Annotated in this window: 13 protein-coding genes; 8 read left to right on the top strand and 5 right to left on the bottom strand. The window is 66.8% G+C overall.

Annotation, left to right across the window (positions count from 1 at the left end; all coding sequences use genetic code 11):
• Positions 1-17: 17 nt before the first annotated feature.
• On the top strand, positions 18-1,334 hold the full coding sequence (gene deoA / locus BT264_RS32160) for a thymidine phosphorylase (RefSeq protein WP_072444025.1): 1,317 nt from the start codon (positions 18-20) through the stop codon (positions 1,332-1,334).
• 129 nt (positions 1,335-1,463) lie between these two features.
• Positions 1,464-1,853, top strand: a complete 390-nt coding sequence (locus tag BT264_RS32155; protein WP_034184949.1) for a cytidine deaminase — start codon at positions 1,464-1,466, stop codon at positions 1,851-1,853.
• Between the two features lie 49 nt (positions 1,854-1,902).
• On the opposite strand, the gene BT264_RS32150 is transcribed toward BT264_RS32155, so the two are convergent.
• The 4 genes from BT264_RS32150 to msrB all read right to left on the bottom strand — a co-directional run bounded on the left by BT264_RS32150 (position 1,903) and on the right by msrB (position 6,513).
• Complete coding sequence (locus tag BT264_RS32150; protein WP_072444024.1) at positions 1,903-3,018, bottom strand: aromatic ring-hydroxylating oxygenase subunit alpha; 1,116 nt, start codon at positions 3,016-3,018, stop codon at positions 1,903-1,905.
• Positions 3,019-3,239: 221 nt separating this feature from the next.
• A complete protein-coding gene (gene msrA / locus BT264_RS32145) occupies positions 3,240-3,983 on the bottom strand; it encodes a peptide-methionine (S)-S-oxide reductase MsrA (protein ID WP_072444023.1) in 744 nt (247 codons plus the stop codon).
• 86 nt (positions 3,984-4,069) lie between these two features.
• On the bottom strand, positions 4,070-5,929 hold the full coding sequence (locus BT264_RS32140; protein WP_072444021.1) for a cytochrome c biogenesis protein DipZ: 1,860 nt from the start codon (positions 5,927-5,929) through the stop codon (positions 4,070-4,072).
• A 35-nt stretch (positions 5,930-5,964) separates the two neighbouring features.
• Entirely contained in the window at positions 5,965-6,513 is a 549-nt protein-coding gene (gene msrB, locus BT264_RS32135; RefSeq protein WP_072444019.1) for a peptide-methionine (R)-S-oxide reductase MsrB, read from the bottom strand.
• A gap of 194 nt (positions 6,514-6,707) precedes the next feature.
• On the opposite strand from msrB, the gene BT264_RS40595 reads away from it, so the two are divergent.
• Entirely contained in the window at positions 6,708-6,980 is a 273-nt protein-coding gene (locus BT264_RS40595; protein ID WP_258365360.1) for a DUF1488 family protein, read from the top strand.
• Here BT264_RS40595 and BT264_RS32125 read toward each other — a convergent pair.
• Positions 6,903-9,371, bottom strand: a complete 2,469-nt coding sequence (locus tag BT264_RS32125; protein ID WP_072444016.1) for an AsmA family protein — start codon at positions 9,369-9,371, stop codon at positions 6,903-6,905. The genes BT264_RS40595 and BT264_RS32125 overlap by 78 nt on opposite strands.
• Before the next feature lie 406 nt (positions 9,372-9,777).
• On the opposite strand from BT264_RS32125, the gene BT264_RS32120 reads away from it, so the two are divergent.
• From BT264_RS32120 to BT264_RS32100, 5 genes are all read left to right on the top strand, one after another.
• The gene (locus tag BT264_RS32120; RefSeq protein ID WP_110281429.1) at positions 9,778-10,338 is read left to right on the top strand and encodes a hypothetical protein; all 561 of its coding nucleotides are present in this window, start codon (positions 9,778-9,780) and stop codon (positions 10,336-10,338) included.
• 353 nt (positions 10,339-10,691) lie between these two features.
• Complete coding sequence (locus BT264_RS32115) at positions 10,692-10,898, top strand: hypothetical protein (RefSeq protein WP_110281430.1); 207 nt, start codon at positions 10,692-10,694, stop codon at positions 10,896-10,898.
• A 35-nt stretch (positions 10,899-10,933) separates the two neighbouring features.
• Positions 10,934-11,116, top strand: a complete 183-nt coding sequence (locus BT264_RS32110) for a hypothetical protein (protein ID WP_072444060.1) — start codon at positions 10,934-10,936, stop codon at positions 11,114-11,116.
• A 553-nt stretch (positions 11,117-11,669) separates the two neighbouring features.
• On the top strand, positions 11,670-12,569 hold the full coding sequence (locus BT264_RS32105) for a LysR substrate-binding domain-containing protein (protein ID WP_072444014.1): 900 nt from the start codon (positions 11,670-11,672) through the stop codon (positions 12,567-12,569).
• A gap of 163 nt (positions 12,570-12,732) precedes the next feature.
• A complete protein-coding gene (locus BT264_RS32100) occupies positions 12,733-13,482 on the top strand; it encodes an SDR family NAD(P)-dependent oxidoreductase (protein WP_072444012.1) in 750 nt (249 codons plus the stop codon).
• Positions 13,483-13,545: the final 63 nt, after the last annotated feature.

Genomic DNA, 13,545 nt, shown 5'->3' with positions numbered 1-13,545 from the left:
TCGAGGAGATTGCAACGATGTTTCTACCGCAGGAATTCATTCGCAAGAAGCGCGACCGGCAGCCGCTCGATCGCGACGAGATTGGCGCGTTCGTGCGCGGCGTGACCGACGGCAGCGTGACCGAGGGCCAGGTGGCGGCATTCGCGATGGCCGTGTATTTCAACGACCTGAGCGTCGACGAACGCGTCGCGCTGACGATTGCGCAGCGCGACTCGGGCGACGTGCTCGACTGGCGCGCGCTCGATCTCGGCGGACCCGTGATCGACAAGCATTCGACCGGCGGCGTCGGCGATGTCGTGTCGCTGATGCTCGGGCCGATGGTGGCCGCGTGCGGCGGATACGTGCCGATGATTTCGGGGCGCGGGCTCGGCCACACCGGCGGAACGCTCGACAAGCTCAGCGCGATCCCCGGCTACGACGTGACGCCCGATACGGATGCGTTTCGCCGCACGGTGCGCGACGTCGGCGTCGCGATCATCGGGCAGACCGCTCGGCTGGCACCGGCCGACAAGCGCATCTATGCGATTCGCGACGTGACGGCGACCGTCGAGTCGGTCGCGATGATCACCGCGTCGATCCTGTCGAAGAAGCTCGCGGCAGGACTCGACGGGCTCGTGATGGACGTCAAGGTCGGCTCCGGTGCGTTCATGCCGACCATCGAGCAATCGGCGGAACTGGCCCGCAGCATCGTCGACGTCGGCAACGGCGCCGGCATGAAGACGACCGCGATCCTCACCGACATGAACCAGTCGCTCGCACCGTGTGCCGGCAATGCGCTCGAAGTGGCGTGCGCGATCGACTACCTGACGGGCAAGTCGCGTCCGGCCCGGCTGCATGAAGTGACGATGGCGCTCTCGGCACGGTTGCTCGTCACCGGCGGGCTGGCACAGGATGCCGCGCAGGCGCGCGCGATGCTGGAACGGGCGCTCGACTCGGGCGCGGCGGCGGAACGCTTCGCGAGAATGGTCGTGGCGCTCGGCGGCCCCGCGGACCTGATCGATGCGCCCGGGCGTCATCTCGCGCGGGCGGCGGTGATCGTGCCGGTTCCGGCGCGCGCGAGCGGCGTCGTGCAGCGGGTCGATTGCCGCGCGCTCGGGCTGGCGGTCGTCGCGCTCGGCGGTGGCCGCACGCGCGCGGCGGATGCGATCGACACCCGTGTCGGCCTGTCCGCGCTCGCGGAGATCGGGCAGCGCGTCGAGGCCGGCCAACCGCTCGGTTGCGTGCACGCCGGCGACGCCGCCGCGGCGGCGCGCGCGGTGGACGCGGTCCAGCGCAGCTATGTGCTGGGCGAGACGGGCGATGCGCCGCCGACCATTTACGAGCGGATCGGCTGACCGGTCGCCGGTGTCGGCACGGAGGGAGCGTGCGGGCATCGGCGGCCGCTTCACATCACGGGAGTATCGTGCGCGCCGGGATGCGGCTGCGTCGATGCATCCCGGCATACCACCGGAGGCATCATCGAGATGGAACGAGACGAATTGCTCGAACAGGCAAAGGCGGCGCGCGAACGCGCGTATGCGCCGTATTCGCGCTTCAAGGTCGGCGCGGCGCTGCAGGCGCGCGACGGGACGATTTTTCACGGCTGCAACGTCGAGAACGCGTCTTACGGACTGTGCAATTGCGCGGAGCGCACGGCGATGTTTTCGGCCATCGCCGCCGGCTATCGTCCGGGGGACTTCGCGCGGCTCGCGGTCGTCGGCGACACGGACGGCCCGATCGCGCCATGCGGCGCGTGCCGTCAGGTGATCATCGAGATCGGCATGCCCGACATCGAAGTGATACTGGGCAACCTGAAAGGCGATGTCGAGGTGACGACGGCACACGCGTTGCTGCCGGGCGCGTTCCGGTTGTAGCGGAGCGCGCCGCGGCGAGCGTGCGCCGTCGTGCGGCGCGCCGCACGTATCACGCGCCGTCGCGTGCTTCGCGGATCGGGATCACGGTGCGGCCGCCGCACTGGCGCAGCAGGTCGCGCAGCTCGTTGATGACCGGAAACACCTCGTGGTTCCAGTCGGCGCCCTGGCGATCATGTGCTTCCTGTTCGCGCTCGACGATCCAGCGGTCCTCGCGGAAGATGCGCTCGGTAAACCAGACGAGCAGCGGCCACGCGAGATCGAGCGCGAACGGGATGCCGGGCTTGTGGATCGACAGCAGTCCGAACGTGCGGTTGGTGCGTTGCTCGGCGTCGAGCGGCACGTAGACGATCCACAGGTCCATCACGAGCGTGCCTTCGCTCGAACGGATCCGCAGCGTCTGGTACGGGTAGCCGGTGCGCACCGTCATCACGCTCTTGTCGGACTGGTCGGCCGGCTTCTTGCTCGCGCCGAACACGAGCGCCTCGCCGACCGGCTGCTTGCCTTCCATCCGCGCGAACGTGTAGTCGACCTCGACCCAGTCGTCGCCGCGGCGCCGGCCCACCGAGCGCGCGCGCATCTGCCCCATCTGCTTGCGATGCAGGAACTGATGGTTCATGTCCATCAGGTTCTCGTGCATGAACGAGTAGTGGCACTTGACCTCGCGGCCGAAGCGGCGGGTCTTGTACGCGGGGTTGTCCGCCGATTCGAGCGCGGGAAACGGCCGCGTGTCGGCGAGCGTCGCGTCGCCGGGGAACACGAAGATCAGCCCGTGCGCTTCGCGGCACGGATACGCGCGCACGCCGTTCGGCAAACGCTCGCGGCCGAGGTAGGGCACGTCGACGCAGCGGCCGCTGTCGCACGCGTAGGTCCAGCCGTGATAGCAGCAGCGCAGCGTTTCGCCGCTCACGACGCCCGCATGCAGCGGCACCTGGCGGTGCGCGCAACGATCTTCGAGCGCGTACACGGCGCCCGATTCGGTGCGCACGAGCACGATCGGATCGCCGGCGAAGCGCACGCCGAGCGTCTTGCCGCGCTTGAGCTCGCGCGACCACGCGAGCGGATACCAGTGATCGGGGTGAATGGGCACGCGGCGCAGGTCGCGCACGAGCGCGCCGGAAGACGATTCTTCGAGGGTGCTGCTGTCAGGCAAAGGCACTGCGAGCATGCGTGACGTCTCCTGGCTGGGCAGAAAGTCCGGGCGCCGCAAGAAGCGGCGGGAATCTGAAGAAGTCTACGCGAAGTTGCCCGATGTGGCGGACGCGATGCGGGTTTGCCCCGGCATGACGGCCGGGGTTTCGTTGATGCGGCGCAAACCGGGCCGCAGGCGGTGCGCGCCCGCCCCGGCCGTGCGGCGGGCAGCAAACCGGCCGCGCGGCCGGTTGCCGGTCACGAGCCGGCATCGCGCCACAGCACCGCGTCCGTGCGGTACAGCGCCGGGAAGCGCTGCTTCAACCCGGCGACCTTCGGCAGGTCGTTGAACGCGATATACGGCGCGTCGGGATGCAGTTCGAGGTAGTTCTGGTGATAGGCCTCGGCCGGATAAAACCCCTTGTATGCCTCGACGCGCGTGACGACGGGCGCCGGAAACACGTGGGCGCTGCCGAGCTGCGCGATATACGCGGTCGCGACCGCGCGTTGCTGCGCGTTGGTCGGGAAGATCGCGGACCGGTACTGCGGCCCTTCGTCGGGGCCCTGCCGGTTGAGTTCGGTCGGGTCGTGCGCGACCGAGAAGAACACCTGCAGCAGCCGGCCGTACGTGATCTGCGTCGGGTCGTAGACGATGCGAACCGATTCCGCGTGCCCCGTCAGCCCCGAGCCGACGAGCGCATAGTGCGCGGTTTCGGATGCACCGCCTGCATAGCCGGCCGTGACCTGCTTCACGCCCTTCACGTGCTCGAACACGCCCTGCACGCCCCAGAAGCAGCCGCCGGCGAGCACGGCCGTCTCGTCGTGCGACGCGCCGGGCGTTTCGTCGAGCGTCGGCGCGGGCACGGTGCGCATCGGCTCGGCGGAATTGACGATGCGCTGGAAGCCGAACACGGCGGCGGCCGCGACGGCGATGGCGCCGATGCGGCGCAGCATCGCTGCGCGCCGTCGCGGCGCGGAATCGCGGGTGGGTGTCGGGTTCATCGTTTGCTCCTTCGGAATGCGTTGTGGAAGACGGTGCTCGGGTGGCGGCGTTGTCCGCGTGCGGCGCCCGCATGCGGCGCACGCGTTCAACCGAATGTGAATGCGTACGCATCGACGCCGGGATCGAGAAACTCGATCGCGAACGTGCGGTCGGCGATCGCGCCGGGTTGCCGGACGAGCTGGTACAGGCGCTGCCCGGTGACGGTGCCGTAGCCCTGCGCGTCGACGTCGGCGCCGTGCGCGGCACCCGGCGCCGCGCCGTCGAGCGTCACGCGAAAGCGCACGGGCTGGCCGTTCGCGCCCGGGCCGAGCACGAGGTGCAGGTCGCGTGCATGGAAGCGGTAGACGATCCGGCCGGACGGCGCGGCGAGCGACGCGCGCTCGGTGCCGACCTGCCAGATGCCGGCGAGGCCCCAGTCGTTGAGACCGGGGCGAGCCGGCGCGTCGTAGCGGTGGGCCGCGTCGCGCACGACGCCGCCCGGCGACGAGAAATCTTCCGCGCGCGCATAGCCGACGTAGGTTTCGGGCGAGCGGACGTCCGCGGCGTCCGCCGCCGCGAGCGCGCCCTTCGCGGGCGCACCGGCCAGCCCGAGCGGCACGTTCAGCGCTTCCGGATGGCCGGCTTCGGCGAGCAGCGACTGGATCGCGCGTTCCGACTGCGCGTATTCGCCTTCGCCGAAGTGGTGATGGCGGATGCGCCCTTGCGCGTCGATGAAGTAGTGCGCGGGCCAGTATTCGTTGCCGAACGCGCGCCAGATCGAATAACCGTTGTCGATCGCGACCGGGTAGTCGATGCCGAGGTCGTGCACGGCTTTCTTCACGTTGCCGATGTCGCGCTCGAACGCGAACTCCGGCGCGTGCACGCCGATCACGACGAGCCCGTACGGCGCGTACTTGCGCGCCCATGCGTTGGTGTACGGCAGCGTGCGCAGGCAGTTGATGCACGAATAGGTCCAGAAATCGACGAGCACGACCTTGCCGCGCAGGCCGGCCGCCGTCAGCGGCGGCGAGTTCAGCCACTGCACGGCGCCGTCGAGCGACGGCAGCGTGCCTTCGACGGGCAGCGCGGCCGGCTTCACGTCGGCCGCGCGCATCATCGCACCGCCGCCGCCCTGCGCGCCATCGGCAGTCGCGGCCATCATCGCGCCGCCGCTTGCGTTGCCGGACGTGTTGCCGGCAGCGTTGCCCGTGGCGGCCGTCGTTGCGGGCGCATCGTTCGAGCGCCCGCCGAGCCGGTCGACGAGCTTCGTCTCGAGCCCGCCCGTCGTGACGGTCGACAGTTGCGCGAGCGCACCCGTATCGAGGCCGAGCGCGATCGCGCCGACGCCGGCCAGCAGCGCCGCGCCGATCCCGCGCCGGATCCATTCGCCGGCGCCGAGCGAGCGCTTCATTGCGGCGAACACCTTGCCGCCGATCACGAGCGCGACGGCGAGCGACGTCGCCGCGCCGGCCGCATACGCGACGAGCAGCAGCGTCGTGCCGACGCTCGCGCCGCGCAGCGCGGCGCCGGTCAGCACGAGCCCGAGGATCGGGCCCGCGCACGGCGCCCACAGCAGGCCGGTCGCGATGCCGAGCAGCAGCGACGACGCGGGGCCGGCCGGACGGCCGTCGCGCTGCGCGAGCCCGGTGAGCCGGTTGCCGGCGGCGACGAGCGGGCGCGTCAGGTGTTCCGCGAAGCGCGGCATCAGCAGCGTCAGGCCGAACACCGCGAGCAGCACGATGGCGATCCAGCGGCCGGCCTGGTTGGCCTGTGCGACCCAGCCGCCGCCGACGGCGGCGAGCGTCGCGACGACGGCGAACGTGAGCGCCATGCCGGCCAGCAGCGGCAGGCCGGTGCGCACGAACGGCTGGTCGGCGCGCGCGAACACGAACGGCAGCACGGGCAGGATGCACGGGCTCAGGATCGTGAGCACGCCGCCGAGATAGGCAAGGACGATGAGCAGCATGGTGCGTTCTCCAGTCGGTCGGGAGCGGGGCCGGATCAGGCGGCGGCCGGGTGGAAGGCGAGCGCGAGCCCGTTCATGCAGTAGCGCAGGCCGGTCGGCGGCGGGCCGTCGTCGAACACGTGGCCGAGATGGCCGCCGCAGCGGCGGCAGTGCACTTCGGTGCGGACCATCCCGAATGACGCGTCGGCGTGGGTGCCGACCGCGTGGTCGAGCGGTTTCCAGAAGCTCGGCCAGCCCGTATGGCTGTCGAACTTGGTGGCCGACGAGAACAGCGCGAGGTCGCAGCCGGCGCACGCGAACGTGCCGGGCCGGTGCTCGTCGTTCAGCGGGCTGCTGAACGGCCGTTCGGTGCCGGCGTCGCGCAGGATCGCGAACTGGGCGGGCGTGAGCCGGCGATGCCATTCGGCGTCGCTGAGCGTGATTTCGAAAGGGGCGGCCATCCGTGGGGCGGCGGGCGGTGGGACGGCCGGCGGCGCGGCGAATGCGCGGCCGACCAGCGCGCGACGGCCGGCGGACGACAGCGCCGCGAGCGCGGCGAGGCCGGTGGCGCCGGCGAACAGCAGCAGATGTCTGCGGGTGGGCATGATGGGCTCCTGGAAGCAGGTCCTGAAAACATGCGCCTATCGTAGGCAGCGGCCGGTGTCGAAGTCCTCACGAAAAGTTAAATGAATCGTGATGTTTTCCGGGTAATCCGGCCGGGTCCGCTGAAATCCGTCCAGGCCCCGTCTGACAAGGGTTTGCTGGATATTGGCGGTCGCCAGCTTACACGGCGCCGCAACTGCGCTTCACCGTTGACGTCGACGGTCAACCCGAACCCTGCGCGATCACGGCCGAGGCGCTCGACGATCATTTCGGCGCGCGCTGTAAGCCGACCTGCGTGACGCGTTCGGGCGCGGTCGGGCCTTACGCTCCCGTGCGGCCATTGCTCGACGCGGCGGGCCGACGTCTCCGTCCGAGCTCGAATACCGCGGCCTTACCGGCCAGGAGCGGCGGTTCGGCCCGCACGCGTCGCTTGCTCGGGTTCGACGGCCGCCGGCGCATGAGCCTGTGAAGCCGGCGGCGTCGCATTCATATACACCGGTGCAGCCTTTTTCTCCTTTCGTACTCCCGGTGGCGGCGCGGTCGGGCGCTGCTCCATGTCGGTCAGCATCTGCTTGCACGGCAGCGGCTGATTGCGGCCCGGCTGGAGCAATGCGAGCAAACTCGCGAGCGGATTCAGCAGGCCCAGCGCCACCGCTGCCCCGCCGCGCGCGATGAGCGCGCCCGGCTTCACGCCCACGTGAGGCTGCTTGAAGGTGCCGGTGACGTACAGCGGCGAGCGCAGCGATATCACCCGGAACCCCTTGGTATGCGGATGAATCGTCAGGTTCATGGTCTCGTCCCGCAGGTTCACGTTACCGTTCATGCCGATCACCGCATCCTCGGTGTCGAGCGCGAATACGCGCGAGTCGAGCACGCCATTGGTGACCACGAAATCGGCCGCCGCGCAGTTGATCTTCACGTCGCGATCGCCGAACAGCTTCTCGTACACCACGTTCGCCACGTTCAACCCGGCTGCTTCCATCAGCACCAGGCTCACGGTGCCGTCCGTGACCAGCGTCTTCACTTCTCCGTTGGACGTGGCGGCGAGCGCAGCCGGCGAGTTGCCGGTGGCCGACAGCGCGGCATCGCCGTTGACTTCGCCGAGCGCCGTCTGCATGACCTCGAACGTCGGGAATAGCTGCTTCAGCTTCAGGTGCCGCGCCTGCAGCGTGAACCGCCCCTTGAGCGGCGCGCCGCTGCCGTCCAGGTGGATGTTCGACGCCAGCGTGCCGCCCGCGACACCGAAGTTCAGCGGGTTGAGGGTCAGCACGCCGTCCTGCATGACGACGTGGGTCGTCAGGTCGGTGATCGGCAAGCTCGGGGACTTGATGATGCGCTGCCCGGTGAACCGGACGTCGGCGTCGATCTTCTTCCAGCGCTCCGTGCGGAACGCCTCGACTGGCAGTGCCTTGTTCGCGGGCTGCGCGACCGCGGCGCCGCGGCGCGCCTTGCTGGCATTCGTGTCGGCGCCGATGAGCGGCGCAAGGTCGGCGAACCGCAGCACCTTCGACACCAGCGTGCCCGACAGGAGCGGCCTCGGTTCGCGCGAAACGTACACCAGCGTGCCGGTGAGATCGCTGCCGCCGACACGCCCCGTGAAGTCCTCGTACTTGAAGACATTGCCGGCCGCGCGGAATTGCCCGATCAGCCGTCCGTCGGTCGCATAGGGCGGGGTCTCGGGCAGCGTGATGCCGGTGACGTCGTACAGGTGCGCCATGCTGGTGCCCGCGAGCCACAGTCGCAGGTCGACCGCCGCCAGGTGCGCCGGATCGGTCAGCGTGCCGACGAGCGCCAGCTTCGTATCGCCGAAGCGCAAATTGGCCTGGACCGGAAACGGGCGCTGACCGCTTTGCAGCCCCAGCACGTTTCCGAGCTTGCCAGTGCCGGCAACGTGCCCTTTCTTGTAGGTTCCGTCGACGGTCCACCCGATCGTGTAGTCGCCCGTGCTTACGGACGCGGCGGGCGCGGCGCCTGCCGATGCGCCGGACGCTGCGGAGGCCGTCGCGCCCGCCGCCGCTGTCGCGGACGTGCTCGACGCAGCCGATGCCGCCGGGGCGATCGCGGTAGTGGATATCGCGGCCGACGCTTGCGACGCCGCGGCCAGCGCTTGCGACGCCGCTGCCGATGCGCGGGATGCCGCTTCGATACCCGACACGGGCGCCGGGGATCGTGCCGCACCGTGGTGTACCTGTGCCGCGAGTTTCTTTTGGCCCTCCTGGCCGACGGCCTGCGCCGATTCGCTGCGCGCCAGCGCTGCCTGCTGCTTCAACGCATCGCCGAACGCAATCGGCTTGCCGAGCGTGTCGATCACACCGCTCAGGTCGAATTGCTTCTGTTGGTCGTAGTAGCGGAGCTTGCCGGTGGCGAACGCGATATCGTGCAGGTCGAGCGTCCACTTGCCCGGATGACCGGCATTCTTGAGCTGGAACGTCCAGTTGACGCGCCCGTCCGCGAGGCGTTCGAGGTCGACGGATGGATTGACGAGGTCGATGGCCGGAATCACGATGCGGCGCGCGAGCAGCGGCAGCGCCTCGACTTCGAAGCTGATCGCGTCGAGCGTGGCGAAATGCTTCGTGCGCGCCCAGTCCGGGTTGGCGATCGTGACATTGCGGGCGCTGAATCGCGGCCACGGCACCCAGGCGCGCCAGCCATGCTCGCTCGCGGGCCGATGCCACCCGACACGCAGGTCGCCGTTGATGGCGAACTGCCGTCCGATCGCGTCCGATACCTTGTCATCGACCCAAGGGCGCGCGCGGTTCCAGTCGAACGTCACGATGAAGACGAACAGCGCGGCAATCGTCAGGGCAACGACAACGGCGAGCCACGCGGCCACCTTGCCGACGGTATGGCCGTTGCGCATCTTTCACTCCCGGGTTGGGCTGCACCGAAACGATGGCGCAATTCGTGTTCCCGAATGCGCTTCGACCGGCCAACTGGTCTATTTCAGCGTTGCAACCAGGCAGGCGAGTCGGGAAATGGCAAGCCCGATGGGATCGGTAAAGTGAACCTTCCGCATCGACCCCGAAGGTTTCGACAAGGGCGAGCGATATGTGCAGGCGCTTGAGCCGTGCGAAACGTATCAACGCTGAAACATTTTCATCCGCTCACGGCGACTTTCCGTGTATTCCGGCGGTTCGTATCGTCCTGCGAATCGAGTGCGTCGAGATGGCATATCGCTTGCTACTAAAGATTGCACCCGCAGACGAGCGATCCGGGAAATAGCGTCCAGGTGCGATCGTCTTCATGAGGATCAAGAGGAAATCGTAATGAGCATACTTGCGACTTACACGTTCGCATTGCAGCACGGCAGCCATGTAACGTTCCTTATTCCTCAGAACGGCTGCCCATCCGGCGCGGCCCAGTTTTTCCTTGCCGCGCATCTGTCCGATGGTGCTGGATCGCTCGCCGACAGATTTCATCGAGCGAACAGGTTTGCCGAGCTGACTTCACCCGACGCGCATGAGAATTTGTCCTATCGCTACCTGGTCGATCTCGGCGGGCATATCGTCGCGTTTCGGCACGACTCGGAGGGGAACGAGTGGGAGCGGTTTTTCTCGGGACACTACGCGGAATTCATCAATGGGCACGCGCCGCTCAAGGTTCTCGGCGACGGCGTGCTGAAGCACATCAAGTCCTGCACCGGCGGAAATGACGAATGGGTGACGCGCGGGCAGCTTGTCAGGCGTCATGCCGCAGCCGTGGAGACATTGTCGTTGCAACGCGAACGATTTCCGGAGCGGGCGGATGTCATTTCAAGCTATCAAAGCGATGTCGATGCGCTGGCCGTTTCTCTCCGGCGATACAGCGAAAGTGAGGATTTTGAATGAATGCGGCAGAATGTTTATTAAAAAATATCGACCTGCATTATCTGACAGCTTCAAGAAATGACAATTTCAGGTGATTATATGGAATATATGTTGGAATTTATATATTCATACCATTTCACATGCTTGCTTGATTTTGATCAATGATAACGTTTCCGAATCAGGGCATCCACCTACGAGGTGGCGGACCGGAAATGGACGCAGGCGCGTTAGAATGTGCCCACTAAATCGCGCATTGAATCGTCGCAGGAAATGGTGGGGTCGTTACAAACTCTCGCACACCTTGTTGCGTTGAAAAGCGGGAGGCATGCGTTCGCGCATGTATACACAATCCAATTGTCCGATACGAATATTCCATGCAGACCATGCTAAGTCCGCACGAAATTACTACTTTAATGATCGTTTGGGATGCTCCTGATCAGATCGAACTGGATCGCGACGAACTCGTCACGCTCATCGAGCATCGCCTGATCGCCGTTGATCAGCCGGCATCGGGTTGTCGGCGTGTCCAGGTTACCGCAGAGGGCCGCGCTGTCCTGAAAGCGGTCTCGCGAATGCGTTGAGTGATCCGAGTTGGCCGAAAATGACGGAGGCTGCTATGAGCGGAGCATGGGTCGGGTTCGTGGTCGGCGCGTTCGTGCTGGCGTTTGCGGCAATTGCCGCAATGAACCGCTATCGCCGCGAGCATCGTCGCGCGGAACTGCTTAGAAATCTGGACCACCATGAATGGTGGCACTGGACTCATACCTCCACCGCGGGTTCGCGAACCGCGAAAAGATGAACCGCGTACATCGCAGGCCAGGCATCCGGCAGCAGGTCGCGCGCGACACGTTGCAATAACGCGTCGGGCGTGGCCGTCTCTGCCAAGTACTTCTTCGGCCACCGCAACTGCCTCTACGGGGTGCGTGTTGGCGGGCGCGCCTGATGTTCGTTACTCCGGAGAGGGCGAAGGTGTATCGCTATGGTATGTAGCAGGGATCCCTTTGATTCCTGTGCAATTTTCCGGCTGGATCTACCCCGGCTTGGCGGTGCCCCTGACTTCCTGAGATCCCCTTCCGAAAGCGACCTTCCTCCAAACGGTCGGCCTCTTCGCGGCCACGGCGTCAGGGCATGCGAGCCCACCGTGTTCCATATTTGCCTGAGCGTTTTGATCTCGTCATGCGAAGCGGCGTGGAAGCGCGTTTCGTAGGCAAGGAGGTGGGCGGCAGGAGCCCGGATCGACCGGCGCTCTAGAATTGATGCCTGTGCCGAAGCGCCTTTGCCCGGACAAACCGTTCGACGTTCATGTCGACGCCGGCCAGTCGGGCGAGTAGACCTCCTCAACGGATTCCAACATGCGCATCCCACCACTCAAGGCAATCATCGCGTTCGAAAGCGTGGCCCGGACCAAGAGCGTGAATCGCGCTGCGGACGAGCTCGGCCTGACCGCGTCCGCCGTGAGCCACCAGCTCAGCAACCTCGAATCGCTGATCGGTCAGCCGCTGTTCCAGCGATCGGGGCGCGGGCTCGTCCTCACGCCGACCGGCGAGCGCTACCTGACGGACGTCACCGGCTCGCTGGCCGACCTGAGCCGCGCAACCGAGCGTGCGTCGAGCCGCACCGAAGTCGATATCCTGCGCGTGCATTCGAGCCCGAGCTTCGGGTTGATGTGGCTGCTGCCGCGGCTGTCGTCGTTTCAGGAGGCGAACGGCGATATCCAGCTGAACCTCGCGTGCTCCTACGAAAACGTGTCGTTCTCGAACGGCTTCTACGATATCGATGTCCGGCACGGCTACGGCAACTGGGACAACCTCGAGGTCAGGACGGTGCGCGGCGAGTTCATTGCGCCGCTCGCTTCGCCGCAATATCTTGAACGGCATCCGGTGAAGGCGCCGGAAGAACTGCTCGCGCATCGGCTGATCTATTCCGAAACGCCGTTGGTCCAGTGGAAGCAGTGGTTCGGTCGGGCCGGCGTATCGCTCGCGGCTCAGAAGACCTTCGATTTTTCATTCGACCGGTCATACATGTCGCTCGAAACCGCTGCGCTGGGCCTGGGCATCGCGCTCGAAAGCCTGATGCTTGCGTCGGTGAAGATCCGCGAAGGGCTGCTGGTTCCGGTGTTCGACGAGACTCATGCGGTCGAAGTCGGCGCGCATCACCCCGTTTACCCGCGGCAGAACGCGGAACTGCCCCGCGTGAAGCGTTTCCTTGCGTGGATCGAGCGGGAGGTCGCGGCTTACGGGCGGCCGGGCTGAGCGCCTCGTCCTCCGGTCCGCACGCGATATTGCGTTGCAGCACCCGCGGCGCGCCGTGCGGCGTCATCTGAAATTTTCTCAACTATGGCTGAGCGTTTCCGCGTTGATGCGGGTGTCCGGTGAGCCGACACTCTGGACACACATCAACAACAGGAGACGACCGATGTTGCTCGACAACAAGACCATCATCGTGACAGGCGCCGCATCGCCGCGCGGTATCGGCAAGGCCACGGCCCGCATACTGGCTGCACACGGCGCACGCGTTGCGATTCTCGACCTTCGCCGCGAAGACGCCGAGGCAGCCGCCGCCGAACTCGGGACGGACCATCTCGGCCTGGCATGCGACGTGACCGACCGCGACGCATGCATGGCCGCGGCCCGCGCGACGCTGGAGCGCCATGGTCGCATCGACGGCCTCGTGAACAACGCCGGCGTCACGCAGCCCGTGCGCACGATGGACATTTCCGGGCGCGACTTCGACACGATCGTCGACGTGAACCTGCGCGGCACGCTGTACATGTCTCAAGCGGTGCTGCCGGCGATGAAGGAGCAGCGCGGCGGCAGCATCGTGTGCATGTCGTCGGTGTCCGCGCAACGCGGCGGCGGCATCTTCGGCGGCCCGCACTACAGCGCCGCGAAGGCCGGCGTGCTCGGCCTCGCGAAGGCAATGGCGCGCGAATTCGGCGCCGACCATATCCGCATCAATTCGATCACGCCGGGCCTGATCCAGACCGACATCACCGGCGACAAGCTGACGCCCGACATGCGCGAGGAGATCATCAAGGGCATTCCGCTCGGCCGCCTCGGCGATGCCGCCGATGTCGCCAACGCATGCCTGTTCCTGCTGAGCGACCTGTCGAGCTACCTGACGGGCATCACGCTCGACGTCAATGGCGGGATGCTGATCCACTGAAACGGCGCCGCGTGAATCGCGGCGCCGCCCATCATGCACCCGGGACAACCCGGGGCCATGGCA

The organism is Burkholderia sp. NFPP32 (genome assembly GCF_900119325.1).
In the GTDB taxonomy this organism is placed as follows: Bacteria; Pseudomonadota; Gammaproteobacteria; order Burkholderiales; family Burkholderiaceae; genus Burkholderia; species Burkholderia pyrrocinia_C.
The sequence above is the reverse complement of the archived record's forward strand: the minus strand, read 5'-3'. Positions and strand labels throughout refer to the sequence as shown.